Source organism: Hymenobacter sediminicola, assembly GCF_014250515.1.
Classification (GTDB): domain Bacteria; phylum Bacteroidota; class Bacteroidia; order Cytophagales; family Hymenobacteraceae; genus Hymenobacter; species Hymenobacter sediminicola.
Map to the genome: position 1 here is coordinate 2140056 of NZ_CP060202.1, position 16154 is coordinate 2156209.

13 protein-coding genes are annotated in these 16154 nt (G+C 57.7%); 9 read left to right on the forward strand and 4 right to left on the reverse strand.

Annotation, left to right across the window (positions count from 1 at the left end; genetic code table 11):
* Window positions 1-4: 4 nt before the first annotated feature.
* The 4 genes from H4317_RS09080 to H4317_RS09095 all read left to right on the forward strand — a co-directional run bounded on the left by H4317_RS09080 (window position 5) and on the right by H4317_RS09095 (window position 2907).
* On the forward strand, window positions 5-1120 hold the full coding sequence (locus tag H4317_RS09080; RefSeq protein ID WP_185889800.1) for a type I restriction endonuclease: 1116 nt from the start codon (window positions 5-7) through the stop codon (window positions 1118-1120).
* Window positions 1121-1241: 121 nt separating this feature from the next.
* The gene (locus tag H4317_RS09085; RefSeq protein ID WP_185889801.1) at window positions 1242-2036 is read left to right on the forward strand and encodes a thymidylate synthase; all 795 of its coding nucleotides are present in this window, start codon (window positions 1242-1244) and stop codon (window positions 2034-2036) included.
* Between the two features lie 56 nt (window positions 2037-2092).
* Window positions 2093-2602 (forward strand): TonB family protein, encoded by a 510-nt coding sequence (locus H4317_RS09090; RefSeq protein ID WP_185889802.1) that lies wholly within the window; start codon window positions 2093-2095, stop codon window positions 2600-2602.
* Window positions 2603-2703: 101 nt separating this feature from the next.
* Window positions 2704-2907: a hypothetical protein gene (locus tag H4317_RS09095; protein ID WP_185889803.1), complete on the forward strand. Its 204-nt coding sequence runs from the start codon at window positions 2704-2706 to the stop codon at window positions 2905-2907.
* Window positions 2908-2912: 5 nt separating this feature from the next.
* Here H4317_RS09095 and H4317_RS09100 read toward each other — a convergent pair whose 3' ends face one another.
* The 3 genes from H4317_RS09100 to H4317_RS09110 form a co-directional block, all read right to left on the reverse strand.
* On the reverse strand, window positions 2913-3728 hold the full coding sequence (locus H4317_RS09100) for an aminotransferase class IV (protein ID WP_185889804.1): 816 nt from the start codon (window positions 3726-3728) through the stop codon (window positions 2913-2915).
* Between the two features lie 98 nt (window positions 3729-3826).
* The gene (gene dprA, locus H4317_RS09105; RefSeq protein WP_185889805.1) at window positions 3827-4984 is read right to left on the reverse strand and encodes a DNA-processing protein DprA; all 1158 of its coding nucleotides are present in this window, start codon (window positions 4982-4984) and stop codon (window positions 3827-3829) included.
* A gap of 319 nt (window positions 4985-5303) precedes the next feature.
* A complete protein-coding gene (locus H4317_RS09110; RefSeq protein ID WP_185889806.1) occupies window positions 5304-5663 on the reverse strand; it encodes a MerR family transcriptional regulator in 360 nt (119 codons plus the stop codon).
* 271 nt (window positions 5664-5934) lie between these two features.
* Here H4317_RS09110 and alaS point away from each other — a divergent pair, with 271 nt between their 5' ends.
* The gene (gene alaS, locus H4317_RS09115; RefSeq protein WP_185889807.1) at window positions 5935-8616 is read left to right on the forward strand and encodes an alanine--tRNA ligase; all 2682 of its coding nucleotides are present in this window, start codon (window positions 5935-5937) and stop codon (window positions 8614-8616) included.
* Between the two features lie 153 nt (window positions 8617-8769).
* Here the strand turns inward: alaS and H4317_RS09120 are convergent, their stop codons facing one another.
* Window positions 8770-10584 (reverse strand): DUF885 domain-containing protein, encoded by a 1815-nt coding sequence (locus H4317_RS09120; RefSeq protein ID WP_185889808.1) that lies wholly within the window; start codon window positions 10582-10584, stop codon window positions 8770-8772.
* Window positions 10585-10729: 145 nt separating this feature from the next.
* Here H4317_RS09120 and H4317_RS09125 point away from each other — a divergent pair, with 145 nt between their 5' ends.
* From H4317_RS09125 to H4317_RS09140, 4 genes are all read left to right on the forward strand, one after another.
* The gene (locus H4317_RS09125; RefSeq protein WP_185889809.1) at window positions 10730-11491 is read left to right on the forward strand and encodes a DUF5995 family protein; all 762 of its coding nucleotides are present in this window, start codon (window positions 10730-10732) and stop codon (window positions 11489-11491) included.
* 196 nt (window positions 11492-11687) lie between these two features.
* Complete coding sequence (gene gatB / locus H4317_RS09130; protein ID WP_185889810.1) at window positions 11688-13145, forward strand: Asp-tRNA(Asn)/Glu-tRNA(Gln) amidotransferase subunit GatB; 1458 nt, start codon at window positions 11688-11690, stop codon at window positions 13143-13145.
* Between the two features lie 86 nt (window positions 13146-13231).
* Window positions 13232-14344 (forward strand): TlpA disulfide reductase family protein, encoded by a 1113-nt coding sequence (locus H4317_RS09135; RefSeq protein WP_185889811.1) that lies wholly within the window; start codon window positions 13232-13234, stop codon window positions 14342-14344.
* Window positions 14345-14580: 236 nt separating this feature from the next.
* Complete coding sequence (locus tag H4317_RS09140) at window positions 14581-15717, forward strand: TlpA disulfide reductase family protein (protein WP_185889812.1); 1137 nt, start codon at window positions 14581-14583, stop codon at window positions 15715-15717.
* Window positions 15718-16154: the final 437 nt, after the last annotated feature.

Here is a 16154-nt window from a genome sequence, read left to right on the forward strand (position 1 = left end):
TGATATGGAGCTTATCGACCAGTTGACCAATCTTGCTTCAAGGGCACAGAAGCAGATAACCCACATTCAGACCGAAGAGGCCACAAAAAACGCGCTGGTAATGCCGTTTATTAATGCCCTGGGCTATAATGTATTCGACCCCACAGAAGTAGTGCCGGAATTCATTTGTGACATCGGTACCAAGAAGGGCGAGAAGATTGATTATGCCATCATGCGCGACGGTAAGCCTATCATTCTAATTGAATGCAAGCACGTTGGAGGGGACCTGAGTATTAATCATGCCAGCCAGCTGTTCCGCTATTTCCACGTTACGGAAGCTAGGATTGCGGTGCTTACTAACGGAGTGCATTACCGCCTGTTCACGGATCTGGAACAGCCCAACAAGATGGATGAGCGGCCTTTTATGGAGTTCGATCTGTTCAATTTTCAGGAAAATGACGTTGCCGAAATTCGGAAACTGAGCAAGCCCGCATTTAATATCGACGACCTGCTGTTTGCGGCTTACAACTTGAAGTACATGCGGGCCTTCAAAAACTACTTCAACGAGCAGTTTACACAGCCCTCCGCCGACTTTATCACCTTCGTTTCCAAGCAGATTTATGATGGCGTACTCACGCCAAAGCTGAAAGAGCAATTCAGCGTTTTGGTGCACCGCTCGTTTCATCAGTTTCTGAACGACAAAATTACCATGCGGCTGCGCTCGGCTATGGTCGATACCAGCGGCCATAGCCTGTTAGCGCCGGAAGTGCCGCCGGTACCTCTCCCCGAATCTGCTACTGCAACGGTAGCAGAGGCTGTAGAGAAAGGCATTGAAACCACTGTGGAAGAAACCGAAGGCTTCATGATTGTGCGGGCTATTCTTCGCAAGACAGTGCCTGTCAACCGGGTGATTATGCGCGATGTGCAGTCGTATTGTGGTATTCTGCTCGATGACAACAACCGCAAGCCCATTTGTCGGCTACACTTCAACAGCAGCAAAAAATACGTGACGCTGTTCGATGTGGAAGGAGGGGAGCGGGTTGATATTTCCTCGCTTGATGATCTGTATAGCATGGCTTCGCGCATCAGGGCAGCTGTGCAACGCCACGAAACAAAGCCACAGGAAGAAGCTGTAGCCTAGCCACCTTCATAAAAGCAGTAAGAAAAGCCGCCTGTAAACGGGCGGCTTTTTCTATTTTTGACGGCTTCTTATCGCGCTTCAGTCCGCCTATAAGCTCACGCCACATATATTCCGTCCACTCATGCATCAGTACCACGCCCTTCTGCAACACATTCTCGACCAAGGCACCCAGAAAACCGACCGTACCGGCACCGGCACGCTCTCGGTGTTCGGCTACCAGATGCGGTTTGATTTGCAGCAGGGCTTTCCGCTAGTGACCACCAAAAAGGTGCATCTGAAAAGCATCATTCACGAGTTGCTCTGGTTTCTGCGCGGCGACACCAGCAATCAGTCGCTGGAAGATGTGGGCGTGACCATCTGGCGGGAGTGGGCCGACTCAACCGGCGAGTTGGGTCCCATCTACGGCAAGCAGTGGCGCAGTTGGGCAGCTCCCGATGGCCAAAGCATCGACCAGATTGCACAGATGGTGCACCTGCTCCGGACTCAGCCCGATTCGCGCCGCATGGTGGTATCGGCCTGGAACGTGGCCGAGCTGCCCCAGATGCGCCTGACGCCCTGCCACGCCCTGTTTCAGTTCTACGTGGCCGATGGCAAGCTCAGTTGCCAGCTCTACCAGCGCTCCGCCGACGTGTTTCTGGGCGTGCCCTTCAACATTGCCAGCTACGCCCTGCTCACGCTCATGATGGCGCAGGTAACCGGCCTGGAGCCCGGTGAGTTTATCTGGACCGGTGGCGATACCCACCTCTATAGTAACCACCTGGAGCAGGCCCGCCTGCAGCTCACCCGGGAGCCCCGCCCGCTGCCCCAGATGCGCCTCAACCCCGCTGTGCAGGATATTTTTGCGTTTCAGTACGAAGACTTCACGCTCGAAAACTACGAGCCCTGGCCGGCCATCAAAGCTCCCGTGGCAGTATAGCCGTTGGCAAGCTAGAAGGCACAGCGCATCAGCGGGCTCCATATTATCGCGCCGCAATGAAAAAGATACTGCCTGCGCTGCTGCTTGGTCTGGCCTGTGCAGCATGGCGGCCTGAGGCAGTCTGTGCCCAGAGCGCAGCTTACAACCGCTGGGATGCGCGGCCGGTACCTCCGGTTAAGCCAAAGTCCTCATCAGTGCCTCGGTCGGCAATGCGGTTGCAGCGCGGCATCGGGCAGCACCTCGCCAGCCAGCGCCGCCTGCCCGCCGATTCTCTCTTCTTCCGGTATGTGTGGGGTAAAATCAAGTATCCTGCGGCGGCGCTGCGGGCTGGTCTGGAAGGACAGGTGAGCGTACGGCTGACCATTGCCGCCGATGGTACTGTGACAGACGCTCAGGGGGCCGGCAGCAAGCTGCAGCAGGTTATTTCGGGAGTAACTCCGCAAGCCAAAGCAGCCGGAGAGGCCCAAATGGTGGAGGATGCCTGCCGGGTTCTGCGCGGGCTACTGTTTGAACCGGCCGCTACCAGCACCGAGGAAGTTATCAGCGTGAACTATGTTATCAGATAACGCTAGGCTTAGTATAGGACTTACAGAGGAATAAATGTTCTTAGTAAAATTTAATTGAACTATATAAAATCCAAATAAAAACCGGCGCCGTAAATGCTTGCATGACAGCAGCCGGTACCACCAGTCCGCCTTTCAGCCCCCTTTCCCGGCAGCACCGCGCCTGGATTGCACTTTATTCCCTGGATTCCTATCACCGCAAACGGGAGGAAGTCCTGCGTATCAACGACATCACTGAAGAAGACCTGCAGGAGTTTGAGGAAAGCTGGCTAAAGCTGCGTTGTCGGCCGGCAGGAGTCTTGCGCTAGGGCTACTACTCAGCTTGTAGTAGTTGTTGCAGTAGAGTATGCTCGGAAGGGTAGCGCGTTGTACCCAACTGCTGCACCACCCTGATGCCGGCCACATTTGCCGTGAATACAGTTTCTGCTTGCTGCAGTTCGTCTGGGTGGCATTGCACTTCCTGCGTGGGCAGGCCCATCTGCCGGGCCACCTGCAGCAAATGCGCCCGCCGCACGCCGGCCACGCAACCAGTTTCTAAAGCAGGAGTGAACAACTGTCCATCCCGGACCCAGAATACCGCAGCCGCTACACCTTCGGCCACATGGCCGGCCACATCCAGTAGCAGTAGCTCATCGAGGCCGCGCTGCTGCCGTTCGCGCGCCGCCAGCACGTAGGTCAGGGCGTTGGGGCCTTTGCAGAACGATACCGCGGAGGCCTGCGTGCGTACGGTTTCGGCAAAGCCGCAGGAATTTATTGGGGTATTATGCGGCTGAAAGGGCTGACTGGTTGCTAGCCACTCGGCCGCATCCGTAGCGGGAGTATACAGGCCGCCGCCGCCGCGCCACAACTGCAGCCGCACGCGGTATTCAGCCGAATAGGGCACCTGAGCACTTATGAGCCTACTCACTATGGTCGTCAGAGCCTCGGCAGTAGCCAGCGCGGCCGGCAACGCCAGCCCTAGCACGGCAGCGGCTTGTTGCATGCGGGCCAAGTGGTATGGCAGATACCGGACCGTGCCGGCTTCCCACACCATTGTCTCGAAGAAACCGTCGTTGAAAAATAGGCCCCGATTGGGCAGCGGCAAGGTAAACTCCGCTTCAGAGTGCAAGTGGCCGTTGAAAAGAAGCATAGCTGTTGGAGGCGGGTTGTCGGTCGATAATTGCTGGCTTTAGGCTATACCTCATGTGGCCGAACTAAACTGACAACCAACGAGCAGCCTACAACTCTCTACACAAGTACAAACCGCTTGCCGGGCAGGGCTTTCACCAGACTCCGGAATTCCAACCCGAGCAGGAGCGAGGCAGTGGTATGAATGGGCAGCTGGGCTTTCCAAGCCAGGTTGTCGAGGTGCTCTTCCCGGCCTGATGCGGCCTGCAACACCGTAACCAGCTGAAATTCTTCGGGACTGAAATCCAGCGCGTCGTAAACGGCCGGGCTTTTGGGCTTGCCGGTCAGGTGCAGGGCCAGGTCCCAGTTGAGTAGCTGCTCGATGTCCTGGGGCTCGGAGTAAAGCGCGGCGCGGTTGGCTTTGATAAGCTCGTGGCAGCCTTCGGACGCCGGAGAGCCCAGTGGGCCGGGCACGGCCAGCACGTCCCGGTCGTAGCCCTGGGCCAGGTCGGCCGTTATCAGGGCGCCGCCTTTGCGGGCCGCTTCCACCACCACGGTTCCGTCGCAGAGACCCGCAATAATCCGGTTTCTTGAAGGGAAGTTATACTTGTCGGGCGGCGTGCCGAAGGCGAATTCCGTAAGCAAGCCACCCTGCGTGAGCATCTTCTCGGCGGTTTTGCGGTGGGCGTGGGGGTAAAGCACATCCAGCCCCGTGGCCATCACGCCCACCGTTTCCAGGCCTTCCTGCAACGCCGCCCGGTGCGCCGCAATGTCAATGCCGTAGGCCAGCCCGCTCACAATCAGGGGCCGATGCGAGGCAACTCCGCTTACTATTCGTTCTGTTTGCTCGCGGCCATAATCGGTGGCCTGGCGGGTGCCCACAATAGCCAAGGTTTTGGCTTGATTCAGATCAGCAGTGCCCTGGTAGTAGAGCAGGGTAGGTGCATCGGGCAGTTGCTTGAGCCGGGCTGGGAAGTGTTTGCTGGTGTAAAACAGCAACTGCACACCTTCCTTTTCGGCTTTGCGAATGGAGTCTTCCGCCTGCTTTAGCGCTTTGGTGCGGTCTGCGCCAGTCAGGATAGCCTCGGTAGCCGGCCCGATACCCGGAATCTTGCGCAGCTTACCCGGCGGCAGGTGCAGCACGTTTTTGGCCGAGCCGCCGTAGCTCATCAGCTGCCGCGTCAGCTGCGGCCCGATGTTAGGGAAAAGCGTTAAGGCGACTTCGTGGAGAAGGGTGTCGTCGGGAGGATGAACATTATTGGTAGAAGATGGAAGCATAGCGTCGGACGGGTTAGCAAATAATCAGCGAGCAATAATCAAAGTACCCACAGTAATGACACAAGCATAGCCCACAAGAGCGGGAAAATGCCAGCCAGAATTCCGTTTGCCCATGCGCGGTATTGGCGCTTGTGCAGGTGCCAAATCAGCAGCAGAGCTAATACAATAAATAACAGCAGAACAGTAAATGCAGCCTTAGCGTCCTCATCTGAGCTTTTGCTATAATTCGCGACACCCGCCAAGAAGGCCAGGAACATCACAACCGCTTCGGCCAACAGGGTGAGGCAGAATGCCAACAAACCGGTCCAGAATCTTTGTATCATCCCTGCGCCTTCCCAATAGCATCCAGCTCCTTCTTCATGGTCACCATGAACTTGCGGACTTTCTCCAGGCTCTGAATCACGTCGATTTTTTCCTTGAGCTGGGGGCCTTTCTGCTTGAGCATGTCGCGGGCACCGGGAATGGTGTAGCCGCGCTCCTTCACCAGATGGTAGATAGTGCGGAAAATATCCACGTCCTGGGGCGTATAGAGGCGGTTGCCCTTCTTGCTTTTGCGCGGACGCAGCTCCTCAAACTCAGTTTCCCAGAACCGGATCAGCGACGGGGCCACATTGAACTGCGCGGCTACTTCGCCAATGGTGAAGTACTGCTTCTCGATGTCGCGCTCTTTGTAGGGCATGGGGGCAGGCAGTAGCGCTAACCGGAGTAAGACGTAAGTCAGGCTTCAGCTTCGCGGATGGTGAATCGATACTCGTTTTTGGCTGGAGAAGCCGCGAAGCTCGAGCTTCGCGTGACATTTCTCACTTCTATCAAAGTCGGCTAACTTTGCCCGAAGCGCTTTTCCACCGGAAAGGCGAAAAGTAACCAAAATACCGGCCGCCGCCAATTTGGAGTGGTCCGGTTTCCACTGAACCTCCCAACTCACCAGCCACGGGCCTGGTGTTCCGCTTATGTCACTCCCTACCGCCAGCCACGTCCGCCAGCAGTTCCTGGATTTTTTCGCCTCCAAAGGCCACCACATTGTGCCCTCGGCGCCCATCGTGGTGAAGGACGACCCCACGCTGCTGTTCATCAACTCGGGCATGGCCCCGTTCAAGGATTACTTCCTCGGTAACAAGCCCGCGCCGTTCAAGCGCATTGCCGACTCCCAGAAGTGCCTGCGCGTATCGGGCAAGCACAACGACCTGGAAGAGGTAGGCTACGACACGTACCACCACACCATGTTCGAGATGCTCGGCAACTGGTCGTTTGGGGACTACTTCAAGAAGGACGCCATTGCCTGGGCCTGGGAGCTACTCACGGAGGTATACAAGCTGCCGAAAGACCGCCTCTACGTGACCTACTTTGAAGGAGACGCCGGCGACAAACTGGCGGCTGACACCGAGACGCAAGATCTGTGGCGCCAATACACCACCGACGACCGGATTCTGCCCGGCAACAAGAAGGACAACTTCTGGGAAATGGGCGATACGGGCCCTTGCGGCCCCTGCACCGAAATCCACATCGACCTGCGCGACGAGGCCGAAGTAGCCCAGAAATCGGGCCGCGAGCTGGTAAACGCCGACCACCCGCAGGTGGTGGAGGTGTGGAACAACGTATTCATGGAGTTCCAGCGCTTGGCCGATAAGAGCCTCGTAAAGCTGCCCGCTCAGCACGTAGATACCGGTATGGGCTTCGAGCGCCTGATGATGGCTGTGTCGGGCGTGAAGTCGAACTATGACACCGACGTATTCCAGCCCCTGATCCAGTTCATTGCGTCGGAAGTAGGCATGGAGTACCACGGCACGGCCCCGGCCACCGTGAACGACCAGCCGGCTACGGAGAACGAGAAGACGGATATTGCCATCCGCGTTATTGCCGACCACATCCGGACCATCAGCTTCACCATTGCCGATGGCCAGCTGCCCTCGAACGTGAAGGCCGGCTACGTAATTCGCCGGATTCTGCGCCGCGCCGTGCGCTACGCGTTTTCGTCGCTAAGCCAGAAGCAGCCGTTCCTGTATAAGATTGTGCCCATCCTGGCCGATCAGATGCGCAACATTTTTCCCGAGCTGAAAGCGCAGCAGCAGTTTGTGCAGCGCGTGATTGAGGAAGAGGAAATTGCTTTTCTCAAGACGCTCGAAAACGGCCTACGTCGCCTCGAAACGCTGGAAGAAGGCTTCCGTCAAAACGGTAACCGCATTGATGGCAAAACCGCTTTTGAGCTCTCCGATACCTTCGGCTTCCCGCTAGACCTCACCGCCCTCATTGCCCGCGAGAAGGGCCTGACGGTGGACGAGGAAGGCTTCAAGAAAGAGCTGGATGCCCAGAAAAACCGCTCCCGCAATGCCCAGGAGGCCGAGCAGAGCGACTGGACCATCGTGCGCGAATCGGAAGAGCAGCCTGCGTTTGTGGGCTACGACCAGGAGGAGGCCCCAGCCCGCATCCTGCGCTACCGCCGCACCGACCGCAAAGGCAAAACCGAGTACCAAGTGGTGCTCGATCAGACGCCGTTCTACGCCGAATCGGGCGGGCAGATTGGCGACACGGGCTACCTGGAGTCGCCGCTGAGCAAGGTGCGCGTGCTGGACACGAAGAAGGAAAACGACCTCATCGTGCATACGGTGCTGGAGCTGCCCGAAGACGTAAACGGCGAGTTCCTGGCCCGCTACGACCACGCCCGCCGCGCCCAGATTCAGCGCAACCACACCGCCACGCACTTGCTGCAGGCGGCCCTGCGCGAAGTGGTTGGCTCACACGTGGCTCAGAAAGGCTCGTTGGTAAATGAGAAGCTGCTGCGCTTCGACTTCAGCCACTTCACCAAAGTAACCGACGACCAGCTCCGCCAGGTAGAAACGCTGGTAAATGCCCGCATCCGCCAGCAAATTCCGCTGGATGAGCGCCGCAACGTGCCCATCGACGAGGCCAAAAACCTAGGCGCAACCGCCTTGTTCGGCGAGAAGTACGGCGAATTCGTGCGTGTCATCACCTTCGACCGCGACTTCTCGGTGGAGCTTTGCGGCGGCACCCACGTGCGTACCACCGGCGACATTGGTTTCTTCAAAATTACCTCGGAAAGCGCGGTAGGGGCCGGTGTACGCCGTATTGAGGCCGTAACAGCTGAAGCGGCTGAAACCTTTGTGAACCAGCAATTGGAGCTTATAGGCCAGGTGCGTGAGGCGCTGGGCAACCCGCAGCATCTCATTCCGAGCATCGAGAAGCAAACGGAAGAAATTGCTGGCCTACGCAAGCAGATTGAGCAGTTTGCCCAGCAGAGCATCAACCAGCAGAAAGACCAGCTGGTAGGCCAGGTGAAGCCGCTCAACGGCGTGAACTTCCTCGCTGCGCAAGTGCAGGCATCCTCTGCCGATGGCCTCAAGACCTTGGCCTTCAACCTGCGTCAGTCGGTACCAAATCTGGTGGCCGTGCTGGGTGCTGAAATTGATGGCAAGCCACAACTCGCCGTAATGTTGGATGATGAGCTAGCCAAAAGCGGCAAGCTCAACGCTAGCACATTGGTGCGCGAGCTGGCCAAAGATATCCAGGGTGGCGGCGGCGGTCAGCCGTTCTTCGCTACGGCCGGTGGCAAAAACGTAGGAGGGCTGGGCGCGGCCATCGGCAAGGCCGAAGAATTGGTTTCGAAATCCTTGTAAGTCAGAACATATAAGTGGTTTGGGAACGGAGGTGGCGTTGTGCCAACTAGTTCCTAATCATGTCAAGGGCTACAACAACGGGGCCGGCTGCTCTTAGCGCAGCCGGCCCCGTTGTTGTAGCCCTTACTCGTGCCTGTAAGGCTTCGCGGAGCGTTAGGCTGTCGTTTTCTTTTCGGAGATATAGTCGTTTACTACCTGTTCCAGTACCTGCAGCGGCAAGGCTCCGTTCTTCAACACGACATCGTGGAAATCACGCAGGTCGAACTGTGGCCCCAAGGCTTGCCGGGCTCGTTCACGGAGTTCCAGGATTTTCAGCATACCTACTTTGTAGGCGCAGGCCTGGCCGGGCATCACAATATACCGCTCCACTTCAGCCTCCACATCAGACTGAGCCATGCCCGTGGTGCGGCGCATGTAGCTGATAGCCTGCTCGCGGGTCCAGCGCTGGTCATGGAGGCCGGTGTCTACTACGAGGCGGGCGGCCCGGAATAGCTCGGCCCGCAGCCAGCCCAGCTTGTTATATGGGTCTTTTTCGAAGCCTAACTCCGAGGCTACCCGCTCGGCGTACAAGGCCCACCCTTCAGAATAAGCTGTGAAAGGCACTATGGTGCGGAAGGTAGGCAACCCTTGCAGTTCCTGCGCAATGCCAATCTGGAAGTGGTGGCCCGGAATGCCCTCATGGTACGCCAACGTGCGCATCCCGAATTTGGGTGTCGCTTTCACGTCGTAGAGGCTGGCGTAGAAGATGCCCGGGCGCGAACCGTCGAGTGCCGCGGGCTCGTAGTAGGCGCCGGCCGACGTTTTTTCCTTGAATACGGGCACCCGCTGCACCTTGATGCGGGCCTTCGGGCGAATACGAAACGCGCTACCCAACCCCTGGTCTACTTCGGCTAGGATACCTTGGTAATCAGCCAGGATCTGGGCGCGGCCGCTGTCCGAGTCGGGGTATAGGAACCGGGCTTCTTCGCCCAGCCGTGCCATCGTCGGCCCCACGCTGTCGGCCCCGGGCACCTGCTCGGCTTGCAGAATGGCGCGCATTTCGGCCGTGATACGGGCCACTTCGCGCAAACCCAGCGAATGAATTTCGGCGGCGCTGAGGGTAGTGGTAGTGCTGCGCTGCAGGCAGTAGGCGTAGTAGGCTTTGCCGTCCGGAAACTTCCATACGCCCGCGTCATTGGTCGAGCGAGGGCGCAACGCAGTAAAGTAGGTTATCAGTTGGCGATAGGCGGGATACACGCTGCCTTGAATATGCCGTTTGGCCTCAGCCAGCACCTCGGCCTGAGCGGCCGGGGTAAGGTCTGCGACTTTTTTTGTTTTCTCGGCCAGCGACGTATAGAGAATGTTCTGCTCCGGCTGCTGCGCCACAAAAGCCGACATTTCAGCCAGCACCTTATCAATCACGAAAGTAGGCGGCACTATGCCGCGCTGCTCCCGAATTTTCAGACCTTCCAGCACTTGCGCGAACTTGAGGCGCACGGCCGCCAGCCGCTCGTTGTAGTAGTCAGCGTCGCGGCGGTTACGTACCTGGTGCACGTTGGCCATGAAGCTCGGAAACTCGTTTTGCACCCCAAACAGCTGATTGACGGGGTAGTTGTGGTGGCGGAACGCTTCCCCGGCCGCCGCGTTGGCCATGTACCAATCGAGCACCTGGTAGTTGAGGCGGTCCTGGCCCCGCATACCAGTGGTGTCGTAGCTGTGCAAAGTTGCCCGTGTTTCGCGCAGAAACTGAAACTGCCGGTTGGTCTCGGCCTCCGAGGCGTCGTCCAGTTTCCGGTTGTGCCCCTGAATACCCAGGCCCTCTACCAGCCGCAGCCGGGAAAGCAGTTCGGGCGAGTCGAAGGCGAATTTTACAAATACCTTCTCGTAGAAGGCCCGAATAAAGAAAGGTTTGAACCAAATGGTGTTGACAGCCAACACGGCCACTAGCAGCAGCACCGCCGTGAGTGTGCGAAGGATGATTTTTTTCATGTAGTATCTGGAATAGCAGGATAGTTGAAACTGCATGCTATTTAACAGGTATATTTCGTAATTCTTATATTATGTCCGGCTGCCACTTAGCACTAAGCAAGCCGGTAGGAGCGTCGGTGAGCAGCCATCAGCAACTGGTACACTAATGGAGCCACGCACGATTACGGAAGTCATTTCGGCCCTCGACAGCATCGTGCAGCAGTGCCAGCAGCGGCGTGACCGAGCCGGCTACTTTGCGGCCCTGTATAAGCGCATGACCGTGGCAGTAGCGGAAGGCATTGCGGCTGGGGCGTTTGAAGACGGACCGCGCATGGAGCGGCTCGATGTAGCGTTTGCCCGGCGCTACCTCCAAGCCTGGCAGGCCTATCAGCAAAAAGGCGAGTGCACTGATGCCTGGGAATATGCTTTCGATGGGTGCGGTAACCAGGCCCTGACCGTGTTCCAGCATCTGGTGCTGGGCATCAACACGCACATCAACCTCGACTTGGCTATTGCCGCCGCAACCGTAGCGCCGGGGACCCAGATTCATGCCCTGCATACCGATTTCAACCGCATCAACGATGTCATCAGCTCCCTCATGGACGATGTGCAGCAGTGCTTGGAGCAGGTGTGGCTACCGATGCGTTGGCTTAAGCGTGTGGCCGCTACCCAGCAAACCGATGTGCTCAACTTCAGCATTGGCGCGGCGCGGAAGGCGGCCTGGGCCAACGCCACACTACTGGCCCACCTGCCGGCAGCGCAGCAGCCGCCACACATCCGGGCCATGGACAAAGCGGTGCATGCGCTGGCCCAGCGCATTGGCAGCCCCGGCTGGCGGTCGAGGGCGCTGCTGCAGCTTGTCCGGGCCACGGAATACGAGGACGTGGCCCGCACCATCCGGCTGATTGATACAACGGTAGTCCGGTAAAGCAGTGGCTGCGGCGGGTTGGCTGTGTAACCCTTCTGTTTCCGCCTTCACCGCTACCCTTCACGGGCGACTTTGCTCTAACCTATGGCGGCCATTCGCACGCCGGAAAGCTTTTATAAGGTCGGCCAGCAGGCAACTTTTCTCAGGCAGATAGTTTTAACTTGCAGCCCCGGCGGCCAACCCGCCCTATTTTTCTATGGACGACAGCATCAAAGCCAAATACCAGCCCGTCATCGGCCTCGAAGTGCACGCGCAGCTGCTCACGCGGAGTAAAATGTACTCTTCGGATGAAAACGAATACGGTGCGCTTCCCAATAACAATCTGAGTGTCATTACGCTGGGCCACCCCGGCACGCTGCCCCGGGTGAACTACTCGGCCGTGGAGTTTGCCATGAAAATGGGCCTGGCCACCAACTGCCAGATCCGGCGCGAAAACCTGTTTGCGCGCAAAAACTACTTCTACCCCGACCTTCCCAAGGGTTACCAGATTACGCAGGACAAAACCCCGATCTGCACCGGCGGCCACGTCGAAGTTCGTCTTTCCGATGGCTCGACCAAGAAAATAGGCATCACCCGCATCCATATGGAAGAGGATGCGGGCAAGAGCATGCACTTGGCTGGCGAAGTGGAAACCCTCGTGGACCTGAACCGGGCGGGTGTGCCGCTAATTGAAATTGTGTCGGAACCGGATATCCGCAACGCGGAGGAAGCCTATGCCTACCTGGCCGAAATCAAGAAGCTGGTGGAGTACCTGGGCATCTGCGACGGCAATATGGAGGAAGGCTCACTGCGCTGCGACGCCAACATTTCGGTGATGCTGCGCGGGGCCGACAAGTTCGGAACCAAAGTGGAGGTGAAGAACATGAACTCCTTCCGGAATGTGCAGCGCGCCATCGAATACGAAATTGAGCGGCAGATTCAGATGGTAGAGGCTGGCGAAATCATCGACAGCGAAACCCGCGGCTTCGATGCGCAAACTGGTACCACCAACGGCCAGCGCAGCAAGGAAACCATGAACGACTACCGGTACTTCCCGGAGCCCGACCTGCCACCCGTTATCATCGACGATGCCTGGCTGCACCGCGTGCAGAGCGAGTTGCCGGCCCTGCCGCAGCAGCTCTACGCCCGCTTCACCGGCGAACTGGGCCTGTCTGACTACGACGCCACGGTGCTGACGGCCGAGAAGGAACTGGCGCTGTACTTTGATGAACTGACCTGCCTTACGCCCAATGCCAAAGCTGCCGCCAACTGGGTGACGGGCCCCGTGAAAGCCTACCTGAACGAGCGGGCACTTGCCCTCGACCAGTTCCCGCTGAGCACGCAGCACCTGGCCGATATCATTCAGCTGATTGACGACAATAAAGTAGGCCACTCGGTAGCCAGCAAGCAGCTATTTCCACACCTGCTCGACAACCCAACGCAGACTGCCGCCGCCGCTGCCGAAGCGCAGGGCTTGCTGCAGCAGTCGGATGCCGGGGCACTGGAAACCATGATTCAGCAGGTGCTGGACGCAAACCCGGCCAAAGTAGCCGAGTACCGTGCCGGCAAAAAGAGCCTCACGGGCATGTTTATGGGCGAGCTAATGAAACTGACCGGCGGCAAGGCCGACCCGAAACTGGCCAACCAGCTCCTGCGCCAGAAGCTGGACGCGTAACACTGCGCCACACGCTATGCAACCGAAACCCTCCTAGCTGGTCTCCAGTGGGAGGGTTTTTTATGGGTCAGCTCAATTCCGTTGTTATGCATTCTGCTAAGCTATTCATCCTACTTGTGGCCTCCTCCTTCGCGCTGCCTGCCGCCGCCCAACGTGCTGCCCGCTCCAACTACGTAGTGCGGGGCCAGCTCACGAACGCGCCTGCGGGCACTTGGGTCTACGTAACCGATTACCTGACCGGGCAGCACGTTCCGCTCGATTCTGCCACTACCGATTCCAAAGGCCGTTTCCGGATTCGGGGCCAGGTGGCGGCACCCGGCACCTACAACCTGCGCGTGAAGGGCCAAGACCGGACAGCCGGGCTGGCACTGGCTCCCGGCAGCCGCCTGCGGGTGCGGGGTGATGCGGCGTCGCTCTGGAGTACCGGCGAGGTAACCGGTTCTGCTGAGGCTGTGTCGCTGGCTACCATGAACCGGGAGCACGCCCGCATTCTGGCACATGTAGACGCGCTGGCCCAGCGTCGGCAGACCACCACCGACACCGCCACGCTGCGGCAGATAGGGCAGGAGTGGGACACCAGCTTCGCGGCCCTCACGGCCGCCTCTCTGCGGGTGGCTAGGCAGTCGTCGTATGTTGCGCCGTTTGTGGCGGCTTCGTTTCTGAGCGGCAACGGCGCCAACGTCGCCTTTCTGGATTCGGCTACCAGCCGCTACGCACAGCAGTGGCCGGCTTCGCCCTACACCAAGCAGCTGCTGCACTACCAGGCCATGCGCCGGGCCACCACCATCGGGCAGCTTGCTCCCGAAATCAATTTGCCCACACCCGACGGCCGGCCGCTGCCGCTGAGCAGCCTGCGCGGCAAGTATGTGCTCGTGGATTTCTGGGCCAGCTGGTGCGGCCCCTGCCGGCAGGAAAATGCGGTGCTGGTGCGCACGTACCAGCAGTTCCGACCGAAAGGCTTTGAGGTGTATGGCGTGTCGGCAGATAGCAAGCCGGAGGCCTGGCTGGCCGCTATCCGGCAGGACGGCCTGCTCTGGCCACAGGTGCTGGATGTGCCTTCTGCTACCAGTGTGGCCAGCACGGTATATAATATCTATGCGTATCCAACTTCGTTTCTGCTTGATCCGCAGGGCCGGATCATTGCCAAAGACTTTCGGGGTGATGCCCTGGCCCAAAAGCTGGGAGAGCTGCTGCCTTAGGTAAGGTGGGTGCTGTCAGCAGAGTCTAGTTTTGGAAAAACCACCCTTGGATATCCCACCAGGCGGTGGTTTTTCGTTAGAAGCCGCGAACAGAGGAAGAAATGAGGTTGTTAGCTTGCCGTAGCCGGACGATTGTTCTCAATTCCGGCGAAATCGGCAACTTGCAGCTGCAACCGTTGTCTTTTGCGAAACCATTGCCGGCGGGACCGTCGGCTTTCTTACTGAATATGTTGAAAATGAAAAGTCTGCTGTTTGTTGGAGCTGTGCTGGGCATGGCCAATGCCTGCACCAAAAACACGACGCCCACCACAACTGGGGCAGCCAACACGGCTGGCTACCAGCTCAGTGGCCAACTGACTAATGCTCCTGCCGGTACGAAGGTATACTTGGCGGAACTGGGCGAAACGCAGTTCATCTCGCGCGACACCGCTACCCTCGACGAAAAAGGCCAGTTCCGCTTCACGGGCACTGTGCCGGAGCCCGGACTTTATCAGGTGAAAACCACTGACCAGAGCCAGGTATTGCTGGCCCTGAGCAACGGTAGCACCGTGGAGCTGAGCGGCGACGCTAACAAGCTGGCCGAAACCTATACCGTGAAAGGCTCCAAGGACTCGGAGTTGCTGCAGCAGCTGAACCGCACCATGCAGCAGTCGAAGGAGCAGATGGGCAAGCTGGAGGCGCGCTACAACCAGAACGCTAACGCCAACCGTACCGACTCCATGCGGGCCATTGAGCAGCAGTTCTACCTGGCCCAGGCCCGCAGCACCAATAATGTGAAGGCCCTGGTGAAGCAGAATCCCAAGTCGGTGGTATCGGCTTTCGTGGTAGCCAACCTGATTAATCCGGAGGAGCAGTTTGGCTTCGTAGATTCCATGACTACCCAGTTTAAAACCACACTGCCCGAGTCGCGCTACACCAAGGTGCTGGCGGCCAAGCTGGAGCCCATGCGCGCCACGGCAGTAGGCTCGGCCGCCCCGGAAATCAGCCTCGCGGCTCCTGATGGCAAGACATTGCCCTTGAGCAGCCTGCGCGGCAAATACGTTCTGATTGACTTCTGGGCCAGCTGGTGCGGCCCCTGCCGCCGCGAAAACCCCAACGTGGTGAAAGCCTACAATAAGTACAAAGGCAAAGGCTTCGAAATCTACGGCGTAAGCTTCGACCAGGACCGCGAAAAGTGGCTCAAAGCCATTCAGGCCGATGGCCTCACCTGGAAGCACGTTTCGGACCTGAAAGGCTGGGAAAGCGCCGCCGGCCAGACGTACAGCATCAAGTCCATTCCCGCCTCCATTCTCCTCGACCCACAGGGCCGCATCATCGGCAAAAACCTGCGCGGCGAAGCTCTGGAAGCTAAGCTGGCATCGGTGCTGAAGTAAGTGCTGGCATTTCTACAAAAAAAGGCCGGCCCCATGCGGGGCCGGCCTTTTTTATTAACACTTGCTGTCCTGTATATAATGCTGAATCAAGGAATCTTCTTGTAGGTTTCCAGAACGAGGTAGGCAATGCCTGATTGGTTGTGACCTTCTAGTTCTACTATTAAAGTTTGAGCCAAACCACTACTACTTACTCTTATAATTTATATTAATGTAATTAGTACTACTTATTTCATTTTATTCTGTAACCAAAGGACAGTAAAGAAAAAAGCGTCGTTGGTATAAGAATTAGTATTACTATGATTGTTCTTCGCAGTCTTGCATCGTATAATTTATCAAAATGAGAAATTATATGTATCCCCTTATCCTTGTAAGAAAATATAATATAATTTAAAACTATGAAAGGTGACCAGAATAGAAGCGTGGGAATTTGAGCGCGC